A 22,860-nucleotide genomic window follows, 5' to 3' on the forward strand; every position below is an offset into this window, starting at 1 on the left:
GTCAATTTTTAACGCCGTCTGGCCGAGTGCAGTCATTTGCCTACGTCAGCACCGCCGCACTTCATTGTTTCTACATTCAAGTTTCCGCAGGAAAGCGGCTTGCGCCAGTCACTGATCAGATCCTTCGAGCCGGGCAGATAGTCAGACCAGGCATCCCCGGCCACGGTGGAAGGCGTCTGCCATACCACGTCGAACTGACCATCGTCCTGGATCTCGCCGATCATCACCGGCTTGGTGATGTGGTGGTTGGGCATCATCGTTGCCGCGCCGCCGGACAGGTTGGGCACGCTGACGCCAATGATCGCGTCCTTGACCGCATCGACGTCGGTGGTGCCGGCCTTTTTGACCGCCTCGACCCACATGTTGAAGCCGATGTAGTGCGCTTCCATCGGGTCGTTGGTGACAACGTTGTCGTCCTTCTTGTAAGCGCGCCAGGCATCGATGAAGTCGTAGTTGGCATCATTATCAACGCTCTGGAAGTAGTTCCACGCCGCGAGGTGACCGACCAGCGGCCCGGTGTCGATACCAGAGAGTTCCTGTTCGCCGACCGAGAAGGCCATCACGGGAATGTCGGCGGCGTCGACGTTCTGATTGGCGAGTTCCTTGTAAAAGGGCACGTTGGCATCGCCGTTGATGGTCGAGACCACCGCCGTCTTCTTGCCCTGGCTGCCGAAACGCTTGATCTGGGCGACGATGCTCTGCCAGTCGGAATGGCCGAACGGCGTGTAATTGATCATGATGTCGGCATCGGCAACGCCGTGCTGCTTGAGGTAGGCCTCGAGGATCTTGTTGGTGGTACGCGGATAAACGTAGTCGGTGCCGGCCAACACCCAGCGCTTCACGCCGACCTCGTTCATCAGGTAGTCAACTGCCGGAATCGCCTGCTGGTTGGGCGCCGCACCGGTGTAAAAGACGTTCTGCGATGACTCTTCGCCCTCGTACTGGACCGGGTAGAACAACAGGCCGTTGAGTTCCTCGACCACCGGCAGCACCGCCTTGCGCGACGCCGAAGTCCAGTTGCCGAAGATTGCCGCGACGTGATCCTGGCTCAACAGCTGACGCGCCTTCTCGGCGAACAGTGGCCAGTTCGAGGCCGGGTCGACCACTACCGGTTCGAGTTTCTTGCCGAGCAGTCCGCCCTTCTCGTTCTGCTCGTCGATCAGCATCAGCATCTCATCTTTCAGCGTCGATTCGCTAATCGCCATGGTGCCGGACAGCGAATGAAGAATGCCGACTTTGATGGTGTCATCCGCGGCGTTCGCGGCAAACGGAAATACGATGGATAAACTGAGGCCCAAGAGTGCCTTGCGTAGCGTTCTATGTTGGCTCACGGCACGAATTCCCTTGTCATGATTTGTCGTTGTAGGACAAGGCGCACCGTCATAAAGCAGGCAAGGCGCCTCGCCTGCTTTTGTATACAAAAGTCATGCCAGCCAGGCCGCTTTCCACCTTCTATGCCTATTTTTACCCGCTCGTTGCCGCACAACGCCGTGTCTCGAATGGGGTAAATCCTGCAAATCGCACCATGATGGCGCACCAATGCAGCACCATGGGCAGTTCGCACCAAAAAGATACGCTGCGTCTCGTTTGGCTGTTATCACCTTCTGTTCCATCTTAAATGGGGACACAACCTTTCAGGAGGCCGTCATGGCAGAGCTACCTTTTACCGACCGTGTCGAGGCGGGGAAGGCGCTGGGCGAGGAGGTACTACGCTTCATTGGCGCTAATGCTGGCGATATTGTCGTGCTGGGTCTGCCGCGTGGCGGCGTGCCGGTAGCGGCACAGATCGCTCGGGCACTCGACGCCCCGCTGGACGTGATGATCGTGCGCAAGCTCGGTGTGCCTGGTCAGGAGGAATTTGCCATGGGCGCACTGGCGAGCGGTGGCGTAACGGTGTTGAATCAGCCGTTGATCACGCAACTCGGCATCAGCGATGATGATGTGCAGCGCGTCACTCTGTCCGAGAACTATGAACTGCAGCGCCGCGAAGCGGCCTACCGAGGCGAACGACCCTATCCTGATCTGCATGACCGGCGCGTGATTCTCGTTGACGACGGCATCGCCACCGGTGCGAGCATGAGCGCCGCGGTGCAAGCGCTGCAAAAACTGGGCGCACGCGAGATCATCATTGCCGTGCCGCTGGCCCCCGCTGAGACGGTCGCTGAGCTTGAGCCGCAGGTCGATGCGCTGATCTGCCTCGCCACGCCGGTGCCGTTCTCAGGCGTAGGACGCTGGTACGCCGATTTCGCGCAAACCAGTGATGAAGAAGTAATCGGCTGCCTCACCCATTCATCTACCGTCATTGATAATCGTAATGAGTGATTCCCAATCTGAAATGCCATCGATGGCGCTCCCTTGTCTCGAACGTGATTTTTATGCTCGCCCGACCTTGGATGTCGCCCGCGATCTGCTCGGCCGCCATTTGGTCCATGAAATCAATGGAGAGCGTCTGGTCGGACGCATCGTTGAGACTGAAGCCTACGGCGGCATCTTTGATACCGCCTGCCACGTTGCCAAGGGACGCACGCCGCGTAATGACGTCATGTTCGGCCCGCCAGGCCATGCCTATATCTATCTGATCTATGGCATCTACAACATGCTCAATATCATCACCGAACGTGACGGCGAGCCCGGCGGCGTGCTGATCCGCGCCATCACACCGGTGGAAGGAGAAACGACAATGATCGCCCATCGTGGCGGCAAGCGCGGCCGCGAACTGGCCAACGGTCCCGGCAAGCTGACCCGGGCGATGAACATTACCCTAGCTACGTTCAACCGCCACGACGTCTGCACGGGCGAGAAGCTGTGGGTGGAGCCCGGCATAGCGGTCGATGATGCACACATTATTGCCGGCCCGCGCATTGGCATCGACTATGCCGAGCCTAAGGACCGTGACGCACCGTGGCGGCTGCGCGTCGATCCCAATTTTTTGAAGTAAGCACACTGTTCGGTCCGAGAAGAAATGTGCAATAAGTGCGAAGTTTTCGAACATTGTTTGATAAACAATTGGCCAGCTCGCTAGACTGCAAGCGGAACTGCAGGGGTAGATACTTGATTAGAGGAGATCACTCCATGCGTAAAATGATTGCGGGACTCATTGCGGTAAGCGGGCTAGCCCTCAGCAGTGCGGCGTTGGCTGACCCTCCCGGCAAAGATGATCGTCACGGCGGGCCGCACGGCCATTGGCGAGATAACCCACCCCACGCCCAAGGACACGGCCCGCGCTTTGACCACGGCCATGACCGCCGGCGTGATGGCCCACGTAATGTCATAGTGGTGCGTCAACCGGCCCATGGCTACTACGCGCCACCACCACCGCCGCCTCCCGTGTACTACGCCCCACGCGTGCCAGTAGTCAGCATACTCGGCGTACCGGTCGTCACCTTCCCCTGAGGTGAGATCATCGTTTTTTCGGCACCTGACGCACCAACAGAAAGGACGGCCCCAAGGCCGTCCTTTTTTCATGTCTTCCGTCGTTCAGATCAATCTTGAGCGAGATGCTCGACCGTCGCCTTGAGCACGGTGTAGAACTCACTCACCGAATCGATCTCGACACGCTCGGTCGGCGAATGGGCACCAAGGATGGTCGGCCCAAACGAGACCATATCGAGCTCGGGATATTTGGCGCCGATAATGCCGCATTCAAGACCCGCGTGAATAACCTTGACCTCGGGCGCAACGCCGACGGTCTGCTCATGCACGGCGATGAAGCGCTTGAGCAGCGGTGACTGCGGCGCCGGCACCCAGCCGGGATAGACCCCATCAACGCTCGCCTCGATACCCAGCAGCGAGAACAGCGCGACGATACGATCGCACAGCGCGAGCGCGGCGCTGTCACGCAGCGAGCGCACCATCGCGCCAAGATGAAAGCGCCCCTCTTCAAGCCCGACCACGCCAAGGTTGTTGGACGTCTCGACCACACCCGGCAGCGCCACGCTCATGCGCTCGATGCCGTAAGGCGCAGCGAGCATCGTCGCGACCAGACCACGGCTTGCTGCCAGCGTCAGCGCCTCTTCTGCTGTAGCCGGTGCAATGCTGAGCGTTACCCCTTCATCAACGCCGGCCAGCTCATCGCGCAGCACGCGCTGCAGCTGTTCGACGCGTGACTTGAACGCCTCTTCACCGTCGAAAGGAACAACCACCGTGGCGTACGCCTCACGGGTAATCGCGTTGCGCATTGTCCCGCCATGATAATCCGACAGGCGCACATCGAGATCATCAAGCAGGTGCAGCAGGCGGAACATGATGCGATTGGCATTGCCCCGTCCCGTAGCGATATCGAGCCCGGAATGACCGCCAACCAGCCCGGTCACGCTGATGCGATAGCCGCGCTCAAGCGAGGTCAACTTCTCGGTAGGAAAGAGCGTATCGACCTGCACATCGGCACCGCCGGCACAGCCGATATAGACCTGACCGCGCTCCTCGGAGTCAAGATTGAGCAGGTAGCGCCCCTGCAGCCAGTTCGGCGCCAGGTGAGTTGCGCCAACCAGTGATGCCTCTTCCTCAACGGTAAAGAGCGCCTCAAGCGGGCCGTGGGTGAGCGAGTCATCTTCTAAAATTGCCAGCGCCGCCGCCGCGCCGAGGCCATTGTCGGCGCCCAGTGTAGTGCCACGGGCGCGCAGCCAACCGTCATCATCGACCCAGGTCTCGATCGGATCGCGCGTGAAATCATGAGGCGTGTCGGCATTGGCCTGAGTCACCATGTCGAGATGCGACTGCAGGATCACTCCGGGTGCCTGCTCAAAGCCCGGGCTTGCGGCCTTGCGCACCAGCAAATTACCCGCCTCGTCGCGCTCGCAGGTAAGCCCGCGCGCTTCGGCCCAGGCCGTAATCTTGCCAATCAAGGGCTCTTCACCGCCGGAAGGCCGCGGCGTTTCGCACAACGTTTGGAAATGGCGCCAGACAATGGTCGGTTCTAAGGTTTGCAGGTGTTCGTTCATACCTTTTCTTCAGCTCTGTGGGCGATGGCTTTTGCTATAAGGTCGACGAATTGCCGCCAAAAGCCAAGCGCTACCGGCCATTTTGATCATGAATTGGCTTATTCAGCCAAGCTAGCCAACCGCGTCCGCAACGCCTGTTCCGTCTGGGCGCGCCCGTTCAAGCCCAGCCGAGTCGCAGCCCAACTCAGGCTTCGCCCTTGAAACAGGACGCCCACAAGCACCGCGGTACTTTCTTCCGTTAGCGCTTTTGTGTGCACCACAAGATAACGCTGCAGCAGCGCTCGATACGGCGTAAGCGGCGCGCTTCCATGCAGGTAGCGTTCAAGCGAGCCATATTCATCTGCCGTGAGCGGCTGTGAAGAAATAAACGTCAGCAGACGCGCCGCCAGCGTCGCCTCGACAGTGCACAGTTCAAAGGCCAGCAGCAGCGGCAGGAGGCTTGCAAATGACTGACCCAGACGCGCCCGCAAACGCTGCCCGGACGTCGATACACCGCGCACCATCATCAACGTATGCTCGCCGCTCGACGCCTCGACGCCAAGCCCTAGCCGTGCGGGAACAAAACCGGCTTGCGCCCAGAAGTCGATCAAGCCGCGTTCAGCGCCAAAACTTGCCCCGAGCAGCTCGATACCATCACGACGTGCTGCCTCGGCTACTGCCTCAGTCAGGCGGAGGCCAAACCCATGGCGGCGGCAGGCGGAATGCACGGCAATGCGCATCACTCGGCGCAACCGTGCCTGGGCGGCCTCGATGACACCGCCGTGCAGTGCCAATGACTGCGCTATCAGATGACCGCGTGGCCGCCGCTCGCCACAGGTGATGGCCTCAGCAAGCGCATCATCGAAGCCGCCCTCGTCGATAGTCACCGCTACGCCAAGCAATATCTCTCCGGCCTCCAGTACTTCAATGTTCACCCCCGGCCCGTCCAGCAGCAGACGTAAATCGGCCGGTGCGGTGCGGTAATGCGCCTGAACCAACAGTCCAAACAGCGCATTGAGCTGGGGCTCGTCCTCGGCTAGTGCATCACGTGACCAGCGCCGCAGGTGAATCGGCCCCCTCGCTAGCGCCTCGATAGCATGTTCGTCACTGGCCGGCTCGGCATCGAGACACAGCAGTTCACGCGTGGTCGCTTCCAAGGGGTCATGTGCTGCCCAGCGAATGGGGGCCTCCAGCTTGATGCCACGCCAATCGGGAGCGATCGCGTCGAGACGTTCACGAAAACGGACCGCAAAGCCGCGGCCGGTTCCTTCATAGCCGTGCACCGTGGTGGCAAAGGCGATGCGCGGAAAAGCCTCCAGCCAGCGCGTCAGCAGCGGCGCGGGCAACGCTGCCGCTTCATCGACGAACAAGGTGGTACCGGGCCCACCCTCTCCCGGCCCCTCCTCAGGCAAGAGCGCATCGGGCGCAACGAAGCGCACCTGGCGAGACGTCCCGTCAGGCTGAGGCCAGCGAAACAGATTGCCATCACGTCTACCATTTGGACACAGCGCTGCCAGGCGCTCGAACAGCGGCTCGACAGCGCCGGGGCGAGGTGCGGTTACCAATAATTCTTGCTCACCGGCCGCCATACGGCGGGCAGCAGCAATGCCCAGTGCAGCACTTTTACCCCGCCCGCGGTCGGCGATAATCACCAGCGGCCGGCGGCGCTTGAGCTTGACCAGTCGCTCAACGGCCTGAGCCTGATCGGGGCTCAAGCAGGCATCATCACCCAAGTCATCATCTGGCGGGGCAACAGCTAATACAGGAAATCGAGGCCATGAGTCGCCTTGCCGCCATAGCGCAATCGATGAAGACGCCTTTAGAAGACGTGCCAGACGTGCCAAGTAGCGAGCACTGAGCGCCGCGGCCTCATGCGGCCAGTCGGCAAGACGGTAGTAATCGCCATCAGGGCCGCTACCGAAGCTCTCATCGCTGAGCAGGATCAGCAGGCCACCGGCCCGTACCGTGCCTGCCAGAGCGCCGAAGGCATCGGGGTCGAAGCCATCATGGGCATCGAATACAACTACGTCGTGCTCGTGCCCCAGACGCGTGACAGCCTTGCGCATCGCCAGCGCTGTAATATCAGCAGGTACAGCCCCACCGACCCACAGCACCTCATCGGCTCCGCCAAACGCCTGCTGAGCATGCTCCCGCGTCCAGGCGGACTCACCACGCAGCCACAGCAACCCCCTATGGCGCGCAGAGGCGAGTTTCATTCGGAAATTCGCTATCACGTTGACCGGCGCAGACGAATGGGTTGCGGGTAAAAGAGAATCAGGCATGGCACCCATCGAAGCGGTGAAAACTATCATCTTAACGTGTAGCACTTCGTTCGGCTGCCGTGCGGCGCAGCTTCTGACCATAATCTTTATCATGAAAACGAAAAGACCGCCCTAAGGCGGTCTTAACGTCACTATGACATAAAGTCGGTAGTTAGAACTCGGTCCAATCATCGTCACTGGTCACCGCCACCGTAGACGATGCTCGTGCCGTGCTCCTTGACGAGGAAGAGGCGTTCGACGCATCTTTCTTATCATTTGCCAAGCCGCCGCTGACACTCATTACCCTTTGCTTGACCGGTGCCGGTATCTGTTTGTCCGATAGTTGATGGGATGGCGACCAAGCCATCGCCTCGCTGGCATTAGTGCCATTGGCGTCAGCGCTCTTGAAAAACGAGACGTCCTTGAGCAACGCTGCGGCCTGCTCCTGCAGCGAACGACTGGCGGCGCTCGACTGCTCGACCAGGCTGGCGTTCTGCTGGGTTACGGCATCCATCTGCGACACGGCGATGTTGACCTGATCGATGCCCAGCGCCTGTTCCTTGCTAGCCACGGCGATTTCACTGACCAGATCGGTGACCCGCTTGACGCTGTCGACGATCTCCATCAGCGTCTGGCCGGAGCGGTTGACCAATGCGGTACCGGATTCGACCTTGACCACGCTGTCCTCGACCAGCCCCTTGATCTCCTTGGCAGCGTCAGCACTGCGGCTGGCCAGATTGCGCACTTCACTAGCGACTACTGCAAAGCCACGGCCCTGCTCACCGGCCCGCGCTGCCTCCACCGCGGCGTTGAGCGCCAGCAAGTTGGTCTGAAAGGCAATCTCGTCGATCAGGCTGATGATGTTGGCTATCTTGCGACTGGACGTGCTGATTTCAGCCATCGCGCTTACGGCCTGCTGGACAACTTCACCGCCCTGCTGCGCCTGACGGCTCACGCCCTGGACAAGATGATCGGCCTGTACCGCGTTATCAGCATTCTGCCGCACCGTGGTCGTGATCTCTTCCATCGACGCGGCAGTTTCTTCCAGACTGGCGGCCTGCCCTTGTGTACGTCGATTGAGATCTTCATTGCTCTGGGCGATCTCGTTTGAGGCGAAATCGACCATTTCCGCGTTACGTCGCACCGAGCGCACCACGCCGGAAAGCTTACCCTCCATCGCTTTCAGGGCACGCAGCATGTCGCCAAATTCATCCTTGCAGGTGATATTGATCGGCGTGTCAAGCTGGCCATCGGCCAGCGCCGTGGCGAGGGCACGCGCCTTGCCCAGCGGAGTCATGATACCGCGGGTCAGCCAAGTGGCCAGGCCCAGCGCCAGCAGCACGGCGAAGACGATCACACCGATAACAACGTTGCGCATCACGATGTATTCATAACTCGCGGCGGTATAGTGTTGGTCAGCCTGGGCGACGCTAGCCTCGATGACCTGATCGAGATCATCCAGCAGGACCGTGTAGCCGTCTCGCACGACAGAGCCCATCACTGCCGAGGCCTGATCAAAATCGCCCATCGCCGCCAGGTCCTGAATCTTCTGCATCTCGCTGCGCAGCGGCGCAAGATGCTGCTCGAATGCTGTGGCACCGGCCTTTTCGGCGGCGTCGGGAACGCTGATCTGCTTGTAATTCGCCCAGTGCTCATCAATCAACTGATTGTTGACTGATACTTTCTGGGTGATCTGCTCAATCTGGGACAAGTCACGGTCGATCAGCATGCCGTTCAGCGCGATCCGGCTCATCAGCAGGGTTGAGCGCACCTCAGCCAACACCTTGATAGATAGCAGATTGTGTTCATAGGTACGCTCGAGCTCGCTCTTGGTCAAACTGGAGCTGAAAATGCCGATCGTACCGACAATGATCAGCAGAGCGATACACGCGCCAAGACTTACCGCCAAACGTCGTTTGACGCTTTTCTTCAGAAACATCATAACAATGATCCTTTCCAATCCTGCCTGTACACCCGTGTTCGGAACGAGTGACCGTTTTTAACTTTCGAAAAGAGGCCCGCCATTCTTGGTCTACACTACCCACCGCTCCCTTTTGCCGAACGCAATACTTCTGTTATCGGCGCACCTCGTCCAAGAAGTGAGCAGCCGAAGCGCCAAAATGGTGAATAATTTTTTATTAACCTCATTAATTTAGCTACCACAGAAAGGCCGCCCGAAGGCGGCCTGACGGGAATAACCACTCGGTCAAGATTTTAGAACTCGGTCCAATCGTCATCACTGACAGCAGCAGCCTTGACTGGAGTACGCATGGTGGGCTTGGAAGGTGCCGATGCCGGACTTGATGCCGTTTCCCTGACAGCCGGCTGGGCAAGGGCAACGTTTGAAGACTTTGAAGCGACTTGTTTAGCCGCTAGAGGCTTGGCCTTTGCCGCAGCAGGCGTGGAGTCACGATGCGGCGGTGACCATACCGGTTCGTTAAACGCCTGTGCACCTTGCGTATCCGCGCTCTTGAAGAACGATATTTCCCGCAGCAGCGCATCGGCCTGTAACTGCAGTGAACGGCTGGCAGCGCTCGACTTCTCGACCAGGCTAGCGTTCTGCTGGGTCACCGCATCCATCTGCGATACGGCAATGTTGACCTGGTCTATGCCCAGCGCCTGTTCCTTGCTGGCAACTGAGATTTCACCTACCAGATCGGTAACCCGCTTCACACTATCAACGATTTCCAGCAAGGTCTGCCCGGCGCGGTCGACCAGGACGGTACCCGACTGAACCTTGGTGACACTTTCATTGACCAGCCCCTTGATGTCCTTGGCTGCATTGGCACTGCGGCTGGCCAGATTACGCACTTCGCTGGCGACCACCGCGAAGCCGCGGCCCTGCTCACCGGCCCGCGCCGCTTCTACCGCTGCGTTAAGTGCCAGCAGGTTGGTCTGGAAGGCGATCTCATCGATCAAGCTGACAATACTGGCAATCTTGCGACTGGACGTACTGATTTCAGTCATCGCGCTTACGGCCTGCTGGACGACTTCACCACCCTGCTGCGCCTGACGGCTGACGCCCTGAACCAGATGATCGGCCTGCACAGCATTGTCGGCATTCTGACGCACCGTGGTCGTGATTTCTTCCATCGACGCGGCAGTCTCTTCCAGACTAGCGGCCTGCTCCTGGGTACGGCGATTGAGATCATCATTACCCAGAGCGATTTCACCTGAGGCCAGGTTGACCGACTCTGCGTTGCGGCGCACCGAGCGCACCACGTCGGAGAGCTTACCCTCCATGATTTTAAGGGCATTCAGCATGTCGCCGAATTCGTCCTTGGAAGTGATGTCGATAGTATTATCAAGATTCCCATTAGCCAGCGATTCGGCCAGCGCACGCGCCTTCGACAACGGCGTGACGATGCCGCGAATCAGCCAAACAGCCAGCGCCAGCGCCAGCATCACTGAAAATGCCATAGCCCCGAAAGACAGGTTGCGCATCGTGGCGTACGATTTGTTCCCATGAATAAAGCTGGCATCAGCCTGGGCAACATTGGCTTCGATAACCTGACTGAGGTCAGCTATTAAAGCTCCGTAACTTTCTCGTACGGATGACCCCATCATGAGCGTCGCCTGATCAAAACTTCCTGCCGCCGCCAACGCCTGAACCTTACGTATCTCATCGCGCAGAGGGTCTATATGCTGTTCGAAACTTGCTACGCCCGCTTTCTCCGCATCGTTGGGCACACTGATCTGCTTGTACTTCGCCCAGCTCTCATTAATTTTCTGGCTGTTGGCAGCCATTTCCTGAGTGACCCGCTCGACTTTGGAGACGTCACGATCGATCAGCATGCCGTTCAGCACGATGCGATTCATCAGCAGGGTAGTTCTCACTTCACCCAACGTCTTAATTGGCAGCAGGTTATGGGTATAAGTCTTTCGAAGATCGTCTTGCACTCTGCTGGCACTGAAATTCCCCAACGCGGCGACGATCACCAGCAACGCGATGCATACCCCCAGACTTACCGCCAAGCGCAGCTTGACACTCTTGTTCAAAAACATAGCCATGGCCCTTCCTCATCCTGCATGTATGCCCGCCTGTACGGACGCCGCTTTGTCGCTTTTCTCATGCCATTGAGAAAAAGGCGCCCAGACTCGTCGGCATTTGTTATCGGCCGCTCTTTTTAGTTGTCAGACGCATTGCCGGCTATATCGGCACGCTATATAAAAAATGTTAAGAATAACTGGCTATAATAATGGCGACTTTAAGCATGGCCTCAGACTGGATGGGCTACCGCTAGACAGAAACCGCGCCTGATGGAGGCATAGCCATAGAAAGGAACTGGCCGATAACAGTACCGGCCAGCACGTTTGGAAGGAGTTGCTCAGGAAGGACGGCGCTCAGGGAAGATAATTTTCTGGAAAAAAATGGCGCTCGATCAGCTCAATCAGAATATGCAGTACCTTGATATGCAACTCCTGCACACGATCGGCATATTGCCCGCCCGGGGCGCAGATCTCGATATCTGCCAGGGGTGCCAGCGGTGAAGCGGGACGGCCCGTCAGGGCGATAACATTGACGCCGAGTTCACGCGCCTTGGTCGCAGCATTGAGGATGGTCGGGCTTTTGCCACTGGTACTGATCGCGATCAGGGTGTCGCCAGCGCGGCCGTGGCTCTCAAGATAACGGGCAAAGATCTGCTCGTAGCCGAAATCATTGGCGACACAACTGATATGGCTGGGGTCACTGATCGCGATGGCGGCCATGCCGGGACGGTTGCCACGGTAACGCCCGGTCAGTTCTTCGGCGAAATGCATCGCGTCGCACATCGAGCCGCCATTACCACAGGAATAGATTCTGCCGCCGTTTTCCAGCGTGGCGATCAGCTGGCCAGCGGCTCGCTCAACGGCGGCGAGCGCTGGCTCATTGGCAATAAAGGCATCCAGCGCCGATTGCGCTTCTACAAGACTATGTTTGATGGATTCGATCACTACGGCTCTCCAAGCGATGGCATGCGCTATCGTAGCAGTGTTCTCTACTGCACTTCTTCATGAAATAGACGCATCTCAGTAAGCTCGGCAGATGGGCTATTACCGGGCACGTCCTGCTGGTTAAGCACGATGATTCAGGGCATGCTGGCGATTACCGGTTATGCTTAAGCCTAACGATTGCAGACGGCGCCCGCCGATGGAGTACGCCATGACTTACTCTTCGAGTCATTTATCATTACTGCGACACCTCAATGTAAGCGCAGTGCTCAGCGTCATACTCGTATGGTCGTTGACTGCATCCGCCGAGACAACCATCGCCACTCCCGTACAGCCGGCTCCGCCCACGCCGCCGGTGATCGCGCAGCCTCAGCCTGTCCAGCCGCGTCCGGTGCAACCGCGTCCCGTTCAGCCGAATCCAGTTCAACCCCACCCCGTACAGCCGCGCCCGATTCAGCCCGGCCTCGATGTGGATGTCATCGTCGCACCACAGGTCGCGCCGCAGACCGAACACTGGCCCTCGAACTACGTACCCGATAACTATCAACTGCGTGGTTATGGCGGCAATGGTGCGGCAAGCGACAGCGAACAACAGAGAAATGGCAAACAAGTCTGCCATCACGCTGATGGCAGCACGACCTGGTCGACCAGTGGCGTGCCCTGTCCTGACGATCGCGGCGACCCGCCCGGTACCAAGACCTGGTCGACCAAGTAAGCGCTATTTTCGGTCTATCGTGCACCATGAGGAGGAGATCCGCGCGCTCCTCCTTACGGCTTTCACTCTTTTAAACACGGGTGACCGCGAAAACCCGATCAACCGGCGCACCAATCGTTTCCGAGCAGTCTATGCGGCAGCGAACCTGGCCAGCACGTACCTACGGTAATGCCCCTTTCTGCTAGGCTCGAACATGTCATGGTAGCCCTCGACCCAGGAGAAATGCATGCTCAGTAAAGTAAAGACCGACGTCGCTCACCGTAAGAGTGGCGGTCGTCACGCCGACCACCGCTCTCGCCTGCGCCGAGCCGTTGCTGGCGCCGCGTTCTGTACCCTACCCCTCACCCTGCCTGCCATGGCGCTTGGCGCGCCAGCGGCTCAGCATGACACAGCGATGGCCGACCTCGCCCATGAGCACATCCTCGGTGAGCTCTCGCCTGTTTTCCTGTTCAACGACCAGATGCCAACCGGTGTCACCGTCAGCGCCGAAGGACGCATCTTCGTCAGCTATCCGCGCTGGGAGAATGGCGTCGAATTCACCGTGGCTGAACTGAAAAATGGCAAGGAAATTCCCTACCCCAACGCCAAGATCAACGCGCCGGACGTCAAGCATCCCGAAGCATCACTGATCAGCGTACAGAGCGTGGTTGCGCCGGGTGACGGCCACGTCTGGCTGCTGGATACCGGCCGACTGCCCGACTCGGGCTATCAAGCCAAGGGCGCCCAACAAAACGGCGCCAAGCTGGTCGCGGTCGATCTCGCCTCCAACCAGATCGACAGAACCATCGTCCTGCCTGACGATGCCGCGCTCGACTCGACCTACCTCAACGACGTGCGTTTCGACTTCAGCCAAGGCCAGGGCGGTGTTGCCTATATCACCGACTCGTCATTCGCCGGCCCCGGCGCGATTATTGTGGTCGATCTCGCCTCAGGCGAGGCGTGGCGCAAGTTGAGCGGGCATGCGTCGACCCAGGCCGACCCCGAGTTCGTGCCGATCGTCGAGGGCCAGCGTCTGACCCTGGCGGGCACGAAGAAGGAGCAGATTAATCGCGTGCCCGCCGATGGCATTGCCCTTTCATCCGATGGCGCCACGCTCTACTACTCTGCGCTTTCCGGACGCCATTTCTACAGCGTACCGACGCGTCTGCTGCTTGACAGGAATGCCAGCGACGACGACACCGCCGCCGCAGTCAAGGATTTAGGGGAAAAGGGGGGCGCCTCGGACGGCATGCTAATGGACGCGAGCGGACGGCTCTATACCACCGACTATGAGCACAACGCCATTCACCGCTACGATACCGGCAGCGGCACATGGGAAACACTGGTCCATGATCCGCATCTTCTATGGCCGGATACACTGTCGATCGGGCCGAACGGTGGGCTCTACGTGACCGCCAATCAGCTCGAGCGTCAGGCCAGCTACCAAGGTCAGGACAAGCGTCAAAAACCCTACGTGCTGTTCAGACTCAATGTTGATGCCCAGCCGATCGGCACGCGCCGCTAACGGCAGACGGCGCCCATAACGGGCGCCGTTCACTGTGCTATCAGCTCAGAGCATGAACGCGGCGGTGAAGAATCAGCTTCTTGCCGCCGAACACGACGATGCTCATCGCGACCACCAGAGCGACATCGACCAGCCAGCGGATGAAGCCGTTCCAGGCGAGCGAGAAGTCGCCCACGACGATACCGATGCCCACCACGGCCATGCTCGGAATCAGCGCCAGGGTAATCATTACTCCCACTGTCATTACCCCGCGCTGGGCGCAGATGATGACTGCGCCGGCGATCCCACCGAAAATGGAAAGCAGCACACCCGGAAAGCTCACCGATGACCAGTAGGTCATCCACTGCTGCTGGGCCAACCCCGGTGGTGCCCCGCCATTCCACAACTCGAGAATCGAGGTAGTCAATGCCGCGCCCGCAGCAAGGCAGAGATAGCCCGCCGCTACCGAGGCAAACCCACTGGGAATGAGTTCCTTGGCCCTGGTGATCATCCCGAAGGGGATACGCACCAGCGGCTCGAAGGCCGGTGCAATGATCATCGCACCGACAATCACGTGCAGCAGGTCGGTCCATAGTCCGCCAGCGGCAACCGCGCCGGCCAAGGTCATCGCGGCCAAATAGTTGAACGAAAGGTTGGTGTCGCGGCGCAGCAGAAACGCCATCTCATCCCAGACGGTCTCGTTGGACTCCTTGCTGATCTGCTGTTGTTGCCCAGCGGACATCAGACTCGAGGATTCGCTCGTATGGACTGAGCCCTCGGCCGCCACGTCAAAATCGGCCAGAATGGTGATGATCGGTCGTGTTGCTTCATTGGTCAACTGGATGGAGAGCACATCGCCCGGTGGGGTAAGTGATGCGCCCCTGTGGCGCGCCAGGCTCACAACGCCTTCGACACCGTCCTCTTCGATACGCCGCAGGATGGCATCGATTCTCTCCGAGGTGGTACTAACTTCTATGGAGCGTGGCATTAAAGCCTCCTTGATCTAACTTCCCTTGATTATTCTTGCTTGAGTATGGTCGATACATCGTGCTTGAGCAGGCCTGCACAGCGGCTGTTTCGGCCAGCGCCGAGGCAAGCGCTGATCATGCTTGCCTTCCGCATCAAGATTCCAGGTCGCTCCGCATGTCCATGTACGAGCTGTCGTTTAAGGTCCGATACACACCTGCAATGTTCAGCGGTAGCCACTCTTCGTAAATGGCCAGGTCACTATAGTCATCGAGATGAATCTCTTCCTGCAGCGTCTCCAAAGATTTGCCCTGCAGCATGCCGTCACGAACAGCGGCGTATAGCGCTTCCAGATAGCCCAGGTAGTGCTCGACATCCTCACGCGTTCCGGCGTTGGCATGGCCGCCCACCAGCAGATCGAAGTCCATGTTGAGCACCTCACGGGTGGAATCGATCATGCCGTGAATGTCATACCCCTTGAGATCCTTGTAAGGCATGCGTCCCAGCACGATCCAATCCACCACATAGAGCACCCCGGCGGGCTCGAATGTCATGCTGACCGAACCGCGGCCATTGTTGGTGCCGTGGTAGTGCATACGCACTTCGCTGTCGCCCAAGTACACCGACATCGTATCGTCGAATACGAGATCAGGAATTTGGGTCTCCGCTCGGGTGCGCACCAGGTCTTCCCGCGCCAGACGATGGGAGATGAAGGTCACCCCTTCAGCCGCAAACTCCTGTCCGCCATAGGTATGATCAAAATGGTTATGACTGTAGGCAACATAGCGTATTGGCGTATCGCTGAAGCGCTGGTCAAGTTCATCACGCAGCCAGGCGGCGGCATTGTCATTGATGGGGTCGGTCAGGAAGATGCCGGCATCGGTCACCATGAATACCGAACGATAGTGACCGGCAGTAAGGCGGTAGACGTTGTCCTTCATCTGCTCGATCTGGTATTGCGGTTCCGCTCGGGCCGGTGAAGTGACCAATACCGTTAGCAGTAGAAGTAATAGCCATGACCGTCGCATCATCATCTCCCCTATTCCCTAGCGGCAAAACCAACGGTCCTAGACCGTAGACCGTCGGCTTTGCGTTTTTCGCTACAGCTTATGCCTGCTGCGCCTGGGGTACGTCGTCCATCAGCTTATCCATGGTGATCGGCAGTTCGCGAATGCGTTTGCCGGTGGCGTGGTAGACGGCATTGGCCACCGCAGCGGCAAGCCCCGTGATGCCAATTTCGCCGATACCACGGGCGCCGAATTCGTTGAACTTGTAGTCGGGATAGTCGAGCAGAATGACATCGACTTCGGGCTGATCAGCATGCACCGGCACGAGGTATTCGGCGTAGTTGTTGTTGACCGGCCGGCCGTTGCGGTGGTCATACTCGGTCTGCTCGAACAGCGCCATACCAACGCCCATCACGATCGCGCCTTCGACCTGGTTGCGTGAGGTCAGTGTGTTGACAGCGCGGCCGACGTCGATGGCGCTGACTACCCGCGAGACACGCAGATTGGAAATGCCCTGATCCCAGCGCACCTCGACGAAATGCGCCCCGAACGAGCGGAAGGCATATTGATCGGTCGGCGCGCCGCCGGTGTGCGCCTCGCCATCGGCACTGGCCAACTTGCGCTGCTTGAGCACCTCGGCAAAGGCGACCGTCTTGCCGTCAGCGCTCTTGAGCTGGCCGTTCTCGATGCTGAGATCATCCGCCTTGGCACCGACAAACGCGCCGCGTTCTGACACGGCGTAGCTCTTGAGTTCTTCAAGCGCCTTGCGTGCCGCTGCCGCGACCGCCGGTAGCGCCGTGGCCGTCGCCCATGAGCCACCAGAAATCGGCCCCGAGGGATAGGAGGAATCGCCCAGTTCAACTTCAATTTTTTCCAGCGGCAGGCCGGTCACCTGGCTAACCGCCTGTGCAACGATGGTGTAGGTGCCGGTGCCGATGTCCTGGGTCGCACAGGAAGCGTAAGCCGTGCCGTCGGCGCGCAGCGACACGCGGGCATCGCAGGGGCGACGGATCGCCTCCCAATTGCAGGTCGCCATGCCCCAGCCGACAATCTCATTGCCGTCACGCATTGAGCCAATTTCAGAGTTGCGCTTCGACCAGCCGAATTTCTCGGCGGCCTGATCGTAGGCCTCGCGCAGCTTGTTGCTCGACCACGGCAGCCCCTTGCTCTCATCAGAATCGGCATAGTTGCGACGGCGGAATTCGAGCGGATCGAGGCCGGCCTCGATCGCCATCTCATCCATTGCCGATTCCAGCGCGAACAGCCCCGGCGCCGCACCGGGGGCACGCATCGAGGTCGGTGTGCCACGGTTGGTTCCGGTCGTTGAGTGGGTGACCAGCAGGTTTTCGCAGGAGTACAGTCCTTGGGTCATCTTGCCGCACGACTCGACATAGGGGTTGTTGCCCTGATCAATAGTCGAGGTGGTCGAGATCGACTCATGGCGCAGCGAGACCAGCCGGCCGTCATCGTCGGTAGCCAGACGCAGGCGCTGGCTCGTTTCCGGACGATGGCCGGTCGTGGTGAACATCTCCTGACGCGGCACGACCAGCTGCACCGGCCGCCCCACTTCCCGGGCGGCGGCGGCAGCGGCAATCGCATGGGGCCACGGCCACAGCTTGCTGCCGAAGCCTGAGCCGAGAAACGGCGTGATGACCTCGACGCGATCCGGCGACAGGCCAAACACCTTGGCATAAACGTTGCGCGCGTTGACCACGCCCTGGGTGGTGTCATACATGGTGAGCTTGTCACCGCTCCAGGCCGCGACCGTGGCGTGCATCTCCATCGGGTTGTGGGTCTCGACCGGCGTCACGTAGGTGAAGTCGATCTTGTGCTGAGCGCTCTGGAAAGCCGGTTCGGGATCACCACGCGAATTTCTGCTGTCCTGATGCAGCTGGGTGCCGTTGACCTTGACCGCCTGGGCCAGGTTAGCGAGTACCGGCGACGTCTTGTAATCAACCTTGACCTTGTAGGCCGCGGCGCGGGCATTCTCGAAGCTGTCGGCGACCACCAGCGCGACGAACTGGCCGGCGTAGTGGACTTGATTGTCCTCGAACGGCAGGCGTTCCTCGTCGACCTTGTTTTCCTGCTCCATGCTGCTGGGCGTACGGAACAGCTGGGGAAAGTGGTCGTGGTGGAAAATATCGATCACGCCCGGCGACTGCTGGGCCACGCTGAGGTCGATGTTGGTCACTTCGCCACTGGCGATCGAGCTGAATACGCCATAGGCGTAAACCATGTCATCGAGAAGATTATCGGAGGAGTATTTTGCCAGGCCGGTCAGCTTGAGCGGGCCGTCAATACGCGGCTTGGCGGCGCCGATGATGTTGTCACTCATTGCAGTGTCCTCGTTCGGGATGCTCTCAAGCGGTCAGGGTGGTCAGGTTGCGGATAATCGCCTGCTGACCGAGCGGAATCTTGAAGGCGTTATGCTTGTAGCCCTTGGCATCCTGCATAGCAATTTGCGCCGCACGGGCAAAGGTTTGCTCGGTGGCGGGCTGGCCCTTGAGAGCATCCTCGGCCTGCTTGGCGCGCCATGGCTTGGTTGCCACGCCGCCCATCGCGATTCGAGCATCTCGAATGGTATTGCCGTCCAGCGACACGATCACCGCGCTGGAGGCGAGCGCGAACTGATAGGACGAGCGGTCGCGCAGCTTGAGGTAGGCCGACTTGGCGCCCTGAATCGGTGCATCAAGCGTCACGTGGGTGATCAGCTCGTTGTCCTTGAGGGCGAACTCCTCCCACGGCTTGTCGCCGGGCAGCAGATGAAAATCGAGGAAGTCGATTTCACGTGAACCGTCGGGGCCGGTGACGCTGACGGTGGCACCGATGGCCGCCATCGCCACGCTCATATCGGAAGGATAGGTGGCAATGCATTGGTCGCTGGTGCCCAGTACGGCATGGACCGAGCGGTTGTAGCCGCCAATCGCTGAGCAACCGGAGCCCGGATCACGCTTGTTGCAGTCCGACACGCCGTCACGGAAATAGGGGCAGCGTACCCGCTGCATCATATTGCCGCCGGTGGTCGCCTTGTTGCGCAACTGGGTCGAGGCACCGGACAGCAGCGCCTCGGACAGCACGGTGTAATCCGCTTTGACCGTAGCATCACGCGCCAGCGCGGTGTTGGTAACCAACGCGCCTACCCGCAGACGCCCATCATCGAGCGTCTCGATGTTGTTAAGCCCCAGCCGGTGGATGTCGACCATCAGCTCAGGGCGCATGATGTCGATCTTGACCATATCGAGCAGGTTGGTGCCACCGGCCAGAAACGACGCCGCATCAGACTGTGCATAAGTTGCCACTGCCTGATCGACGCTGTCGGCGCGGCTGTAATCGAAATGACGCATGTCATCGTCTCCTATACGTTCTTCCGCGCCGTCTGGATCGCGCTGAGGATGTTCTTGTAAGCGCCGCAGCGGCAGATGTTGCCACTCATCGCCTCACGTACTGCGGCGTCATCGCTGGCAACCTCGGCGTCGTTGAGAATCGCCACTGCCGACATCATCTGCCCCGGTGTGCAGTAGCCGCACTGGTAGGCGTCATGATCGAGAAAGGCCTGCTGTATGGGATGGAGCTTACCGTTCTGCCCCAAGCCTTCGACGGTGGTGACCTCGTCGCCATCGTGCATCACCGCCAAGCTCAGGCAGGAATTGATTGATACGCCATTGACGTGCACGGTGCAGGCGCCGCACTGGCCGATATCGCAGCCCTTCTTGGTGCCGGTCAGCGCGAGTTGATGACGCAACACGTCGAGCAGCACCATGTTGGGGGTAACATCGAGCGTATGCGCCTGGCCGTTGACGTTCAGCGTGATGCGCTGCGTGCCCTTGGCCGGGGCTTCGCCTTCGTCGGCGCGCTTGTCCTGCGGTTCTTGCTCGTCGTGGTTGACGTAGCCGACCCGCGCCCAGGCCGGCGCAGTCGCTGCCGCCAGGCTGGTCGCACCGACCGATTTGAGGAAATTGCGTCGCGAGGGCGCGCGGGCGTCGTGAATTTCGACGCCGCGCGCACGCCCCTTACCCTGATCATCGTGGTCAGGGCGCTTATCATCCTTGTCTGCCATTGCCAAAACCTCATCGTCTTACCGCCGCCGCTCAGGCGTCGATAGCACTGTTGGGTAGCAGCGCGCTGCGCTGCGTAAGTCACGATAGTGATGGGATAATCATGAAACGGAACCGAGCGTACGCTTTCACTGTAGAAAACACAGCCAGTTCCATCAAAGCTTTCTAATGAAAAGGGGATGCGACAGTGCGCATCCCCATGGTCCGACTCATCACATTCTCAGTCGATCAGATCGGCGATCTTGATCGGCATGTCGCGAATGCGCTTGCCGGTGGCGTGGTAGACGGCGTTGGAGATCGCTGCGGCCATACCGGTGATGCCGATCTCGCCGACGCCGCGGGCACCGAACTCGTTGAAGTTGTAGTCGGGGTTATCGAGCAGCTCGACCTCTATGTCGGGAATGTCGGCATGAACCGGGACGACGTAGTCGGCATAGTTATTGTTGTAGATGTTGCCCGCCGGATCGTATTCGGTCTCCTCGAACATACCCATGCCCATGCCCATCACGATCGCCCCTTCGACCTGGTTCTTCGCGGTCAGCGGGTTGATTGCTCGGCCGATGTCGATGGTGCTGACCACGCGAGACACCCGCAGGCGCGAGATGCCCGGATCCCAGCGGATCTCGACGAAATGGGCACCGAACGAACGAAACGAGAATTTGTCCTGCTCATCGCCAGGTGCGGCGCTGGCCTCGCCCTCGACCATGCCGCGCGGCACGGCGTTAAGGATATCGACGAACGACACTGAACGGCTGCCATCGGATAATTCACCGTTCTTGAACTCAAGCGAATCAGCCTCCTTGCCAGCGAAAGGCGCGCCGTCGGCGATGGCGATCTGCTTCAACTGCTCGATAACGTCGCGCGTGGCGCCAGCCACCGCTGGCAGTACGGTGGCAGTCGCCATTGAACCACCCGACAGCGGCCCGGCCGGCAGCATCGAGTCGCCCAGCTTGACCTCGATGCGTGACAGCGGCACGCCGGTCAGCTCGGCGGCGGTCTGGGCGACAATGGTGTAAGTGCCAGTGCCGATGTCCTGAGTGCCGCAGGCGACCTGCACCTTGCCGTCGGCACGCAGTTCGACACGGGCCTTGCAGTGGCTGCGCATCGCTTCCCAGGTCGCGTCCGCCATGCCCCAGCCGATGATCTCGTGACCGTCGCGCATCGAGCCGATTTCAGGATTACGTTTCTCCCAGCCGAAGCGCCGCGAAGCATCATCCCAGCATTCACGTAGATGATTGCCCGACCACGGCAGGTCGGCAGTAGGATCACGCTCGGCAAAGTTCTTGCGGCGCAGTTCGAGCGGGTCCATGCCGAGCTCGATCGCCAGCTCATCCATGGCGATCTCCAGCGCGACGCTGCCCGACACTTCACCCGGGGCACGCATCGAGGTCGGCGTGCCGTGGTTGACCTGGACGCGGCGCTGCGACACCGAGACGTTATCGCAAGCGTAGGCACGCGGCGTGCCGCTGCCGATCGACTCGGTGTAGCTGTCGATAAACGAGGTCTCGTTCTGGCTGTCGTGCCGAATCGACAATAGCTTACCGTCGCGGTCGGCAGCCATGCGGACATGCTGACGCGAGGCCGGGCGATTGCCGGCGTTGCAGAAGTTCTGCTGGCGCGACAGCACCGTCTTGACCGGACGACCGACCATCCTTGATGCCACCGCGGTCATTACCGCATGAGGCCACATGAACAGCTTGCTGCCGAAGCCCGAGCCGATGTAGTGCGCGATGACGGTGACCTTCTCGGGCGGTATACCGAATATCTGCGCCAGCGCGTTACGCTGGAACACTACCCCTTGGGTGGACTCATAAATGGTCAGACGATCATCTTCCCAGGTGGCGATCGAGGCGTGCATCTCCATCGCCATATGAGTTTCCATCGCGATGGTGTAAGTCTGATCAAGCTTGACCGGCGCCGTTTCATAGGCACCAGCGGGATCACCGCGTGACACCGCCTCGTCGCCCGCTTCTTCCCCCTCATCATCGGTGGAAAACAGGCCCGGTACCGCCTCATGCACCTCGTAGCGCGCTTTGACCAGACGCGCCGCGGCGCGAGCGTGCTCAAACGTATCAGCGACGACCAGGGCAATGTATTGCCCCTCGTAGTGGATACCGTCGTCCTCGAACGGCAGGCGCACCTCGCCTACCTTGTTCTGCTCCGCCATGGTGCTCGGCGAGCGATAGAGCCGTGCCGCCGTGCCGCAGGCCGGGTTGTTATCCGAGGGCTGCAGCTGCGGGAAGTTGCCACGGTGGACAATCTCGATCACGCCGGGCGCCTGGCGGGCCTCGTCGATATCGAGTTCGAGCAGCTTGCCACAGGCAATCGTGCTCGGCACCGGGTAGCCGTAGGCCTGATTGGGCAGGTTGTGATCGGAAGTGTAATCTGCCTTACCGGTCAGCTTGAGCTCGCCGTCGACGCGGGTCGTACGGTGGCCGATAATTGTTTCTGTCATGCTAGAGCCTCCTGCTTGAAGTGCCTGTGCTTGGCCATATGGCGTTAAAACCTTCCTCAAGATGCTC

Annotated in this window: 17 protein-coding genes; 5 read left to right on the top strand and 12 right to left on the bottom strand. The window is 59.7% G+C overall.

Translation table 11 applies throughout. The features are described 5' to 3' along the window. Positions 1-32: 32 nt before the first annotated feature. Complete coding sequence (urtA, locus tag C3Z11_RS03310) at positions 33-1,298, bottom strand: urea ABC transporter substrate-binding protein (RefSeq protein ID WP_262927258.1); 1,266 nt, start codon at positions 1,296-1,298, stop codon at positions 33-35. Positions 1,299-1,647: 349 nt separating this feature from the next. Between urtA and C3Z11_RS03315 the strand changes: the two genes are divergently transcribed. The 3 genes from C3Z11_RS03315 (at position 1,648) to C3Z11_RS03325 (ending at position 3,393) form a co-directional block, all read left to right on the top strand. Beyond that, positions 1,648-2,322, top strand: coding sequence for a phosphoribosyltransferase (locus C3Z11_RS03315; RefSeq protein WP_106476255.1), 675 nt, complete (start codon positions 1,648-1,650; stop codon positions 2,320-2,322). Next, complete coding sequence (locus tag C3Z11_RS03320; protein ID WP_106476257.1) at positions 2,315-2,938, top strand: DNA-3-methyladenine glycosylase; 624 nt, start codon at positions 2,315-2,317, stop codon at positions 2,936-2,938. Before C3Z11_RS03315 ends, C3Z11_RS03320 begins: the two co-directional genes overlap by 8 nt. A gap of 134 nt (positions 2,939-3,072) precedes the next feature. After that, the gene (locus tag C3Z11_RS03325) at positions 3,073-3,393 is read left to right on the top strand and encodes a hypothetical protein (RefSeq protein ID WP_106476259.1); all 321 of its coding nucleotides are present in this window, start codon (positions 3,073-3,075) and stop codon (positions 3,391-3,393) included. 89 nt (positions 3,394-3,482) lie between these two features. On the opposite strand, the gene pepD is transcribed toward C3Z11_RS03325, so the two are convergent. The 5 genes from pepD to C3Z11_RS03350 form a co-directional block, all read right to left on the bottom strand. After that, a complete protein-coding gene (pepD, locus tag C3Z11_RS03330) occupies positions 3,483-4,940 on the bottom strand; it encodes a beta-Ala-His dipeptidase (protein ID WP_106476261.1) in 1,458 nt (485 codons plus the stop codon). A 98-nt stretch (positions 4,941-5,038) separates the two neighbouring features. Beyond that, the gene (locus C3Z11_RS03335; protein ID WP_158700910.1) at positions 5,039-7,135 is read right to left on the bottom strand and encodes a tRNA(Met) cytidine acetyltransferase TmcA; all 2,097 of its coding nucleotides are present in this window, start codon (positions 7,133-7,135) and stop codon (positions 5,039-5,041) included. Between the two features lie 217 nt (positions 7,136-7,352). Beyond that, a complete protein-coding gene (locus tag C3Z11_RS03340; RefSeq protein WP_106476265.1) occupies positions 7,353-9,122 on the bottom strand; it encodes a methyl-accepting chemotaxis protein in 1,770 nt (589 codons plus the stop codon). A gap of 272 nt (positions 9,123-9,394) precedes the next feature. Further along, positions 9,395-11,191, bottom strand: coding sequence for a methyl-accepting chemotaxis protein (locus tag C3Z11_RS03345; protein WP_262927208.1), 1,797 nt, complete (start codon positions 11,189-11,191; stop codon positions 9,395-9,397). Positions 11,192-11,524: 333 nt separating this feature from the next. Beyond that, positions 11,525-12,115 carry an SIS domain-containing protein gene (locus C3Z11_RS03350; protein WP_106476267.1) on the bottom strand — a complete coding sequence of 197 codons (591 nt, stop codon included), beginning with the start codon at positions 12,113-12,115 and terminating at the stop codon, positions 11,525-11,527. Between the two features lie 208 nt (positions 12,116-12,323). Between C3Z11_RS03350 and C3Z11_RS03355 the strand changes: the two genes are divergently transcribed. Together C3Z11_RS03355 and C3Z11_RS03360 are read left to right on the top strand one after the other, a co-directional pair. After that, positions 12,324-12,827: a hypothetical protein gene (locus C3Z11_RS03355; protein WP_106476269.1), complete on the top strand. Its 504-nt coding sequence runs from the start codon at positions 12,324-12,326 to the stop codon at positions 12,825-12,827. Between the two features lie 226 nt (positions 12,828-13,053). Next, positions 13,054-14,331, top strand: a complete 1,278-nt coding sequence (locus C3Z11_RS03360) for an L-dopachrome tautomerase-related protein (RefSeq protein WP_106476271.1) — start codon at positions 13,054-13,056, stop codon at positions 14,329-14,331. A gap of 40 nt (positions 14,332-14,371) precedes the next feature. Here C3Z11_RS03360 and C3Z11_RS03365 read toward each other — a convergent pair whose 3' ends face one another. The 6 genes from C3Z11_RS03365 to C3Z11_RS03390 all read right to left on the bottom strand — a co-directional run bounded on the left by C3Z11_RS03365 (position 14,372) and on the right by C3Z11_RS03390 (position 22,793). Next, entirely contained in the window at positions 14,372-15,298 is a 927-nt protein-coding gene (locus C3Z11_RS03365) for a DUF389 domain-containing protein (RefSeq protein ID WP_106476273.1), read from the bottom strand. A 133-nt stretch (positions 15,299-15,431) separates the two neighbouring features. Further along, on the bottom strand, positions 15,432-16,304 hold the full coding sequence (locus C3Z11_RS03370) for an MBL fold metallo-hydrolase (RefSeq protein ID WP_106476938.1): 873 nt from the start codon (positions 16,302-16,304) through the stop codon (positions 15,432-15,434). 79 nt (positions 16,305-16,383) lie between these two features. Further along, positions 16,384-18,618 carry a xanthine dehydrogenase family protein molybdopterin-binding subunit gene (locus C3Z11_RS03375; RefSeq protein WP_106476275.1) on the bottom strand — a complete coding sequence of 745 codons (2,235 nt, stop codon included), beginning with the start codon at positions 18,616-18,618 and terminating at the stop codon, positions 16,384-16,386. Between the two features lie 25 nt (positions 18,619-18,643). Continuing rightward, positions 18,644-19,627, bottom strand: coding sequence for an FAD binding domain-containing protein (locus C3Z11_RS03380; protein WP_106476276.1), 984 nt, complete (start codon positions 19,625-19,627; stop codon positions 18,644-18,646). A gap of 11 nt (positions 19,628-19,638) precedes the next feature. Next, on the bottom strand, positions 19,639-20,340 hold the full coding sequence (locus C3Z11_RS03385; protein ID WP_106476278.1) for a (2Fe-2S)-binding protein: 702 nt from the start codon (positions 20,338-20,340) through the stop codon (positions 19,639-19,641). Between the two features lie 218 nt (positions 20,341-20,558). Further along, a complete protein-coding gene (locus C3Z11_RS03390) occupies positions 20,559-22,793 on the bottom strand; it encodes a xanthine dehydrogenase family protein molybdopterin-binding subunit (protein ID WP_106476280.1) in 2,235 nt (744 codons plus the stop codon). Positions 22,794-22,860 lie beyond the last annotated feature (67 nt).

It is taken from the genome of Phytohalomonas tamaricis (assembly GCF_003012345.1).
Classification (GTDB): domain Bacteria; phylum Pseudomonadota; class Gammaproteobacteria; order Pseudomonadales; family Halomonadaceae; genus Phytohalomonas; species Phytohalomonas tamaricis.